This window comes from Cupriavidus sp. L7L (assembly GCF_004353535.1).
In the GTDB taxonomy this organism is placed as follows: domain Bacteria; phylum Pseudomonadota; class Gammaproteobacteria; order Burkholderiales; family Burkholderiaceae; genus Cupriavidus; species Cupriavidus oxalaticus_A.
In genome coordinates, this window is the sequence record NZ_SMNY01000138.1 from 1 (window position 1) to 1,335 (window position 1,335).

Below are 1,335 nucleotides of genomic sequence, written 5' to 3' on the forward strand. Positions count from 1 at the left end.
ACGAGGTCAGTCAGCGGGAGCGGGATGCTGTCCGGAAGCAGGTTTCCAAAGAACTGGAACTTCGAGTCGGTCTGCGCAAGGATGGATTCGGCTGCGGCGAGGACCTCCGCCTTCGAGCCACGATAGTCCCCACCCGGGAAGGGAACTCCATTTTCCACGACGGCCATATGCGCCGTGTCGCCACGGAACTCCGCCCAAAGTAGATTTGCCCCCGCGTCTGGCATCGTCGCCAGCAGGATCGCGGGCGATAACAGCTTGGCGTTGCGCGGGATTGTGCCGGCAGAAACCAGCGAACGCCGGTCGTCCGCTGGCAACAGGCCATATAGGACCTCCACCTGGCTTGCCGCGCGAACGCAATGGGACGCGTCGAATTCCTTGAACAGCTGGCGCGCTTCCGCCCGCTCGCGGTCGGTGTCGCTGAGCGGGTGCCAGCTCAGCCCGAAGACTGCCAGCGCGTCGCCCACTGGAACGATGTGCACGGACATACTGTCGTCTGCCTTAGATTGCGCCTTCGGACAGGACAGGCGTCACCAGGATGACCACGGCTTCGCGATTGGAAGTGCCGTTGATCGACCCACCCAGTCCAATAGGTGCTCCCGACGTCAGCGTGCGCTTATCGTATTGGCCTGCGGAGCGCTCATAGCCGGAAAGCACCAGTGTCTCACCCGGGCGGATTGCGACCTTTTGCAGGAAGTCCGTTGAGGAGATCTCCGGTGCCTGGATCTTCTGGTCGCCAGACGGCACGTCCACCAGCGCCGTGAGATCGGAAATGCCGAGGCCAAATTGCAGCAGAATGCTATTGCTGTCGAGGACGGTCGGCAAAAGATTCAGCAGGAAGCCGGTTGTCACCGTACCAGGTTCCAGGCCAGGCGTACCACCGGCACTGCCGCTGGCACCAGCCGGCGCAGGCGTGACCTTCGCAAGATAGGTAGTCTGGTTCGTAATCGCGACAGGAACGGGTTGTCGATTCAGCGTCATCGCGTTCGCGGTCGTGACCACGCTCACCCGACCGAAGCTCGACAGTGCCTTAAAGAACGCCTTCGAGCCGCCCCATCGCGCCTGCGAGGCCGACATCGCCCCATTGGTCGGCGCGAGAATCGATACGCCGAGGTTGGCTGCGTTGTTACTGACAAGCGATGCCGGCGAAGAGAAACGCAAGGACCACGGCACCAGATTGGACACTTGATTGAACACCAGATCCCAGTCGACACCGAATTCCTGGCCGTTGTTCAGCTTGACCGACAGGACTTCCACGCGCATTGCAATCTGGCGCGTGTTGGCGGCATTCTCGTGATCGACAATCTTCGCCACCTGGTCGACAACATCTCGCGTATC

Annotated in this window: 1 protein-coding gene and 1 pseudogene; both read right to left on the reverse strand. The window is 61.3% G+C overall.

Features of this window, described 5'->3' with window-relative positions; translation table 11 throughout:
* On the reverse strand, positions 1-485 hold a 485-nt coding region (locus E1J61_RS36540; RefSeq protein ID WP_133098616.1), incomplete at its 3' end, for a hypothetical protein.
* Between the two features lie 13 nt (positions 486-498).
* Positions 499-1,335, reverse strand: a pseudogene (locus tag E1J61_RS36545) (PilN family type IVB pilus formation outer membrane protein); the annotation flags it as partial.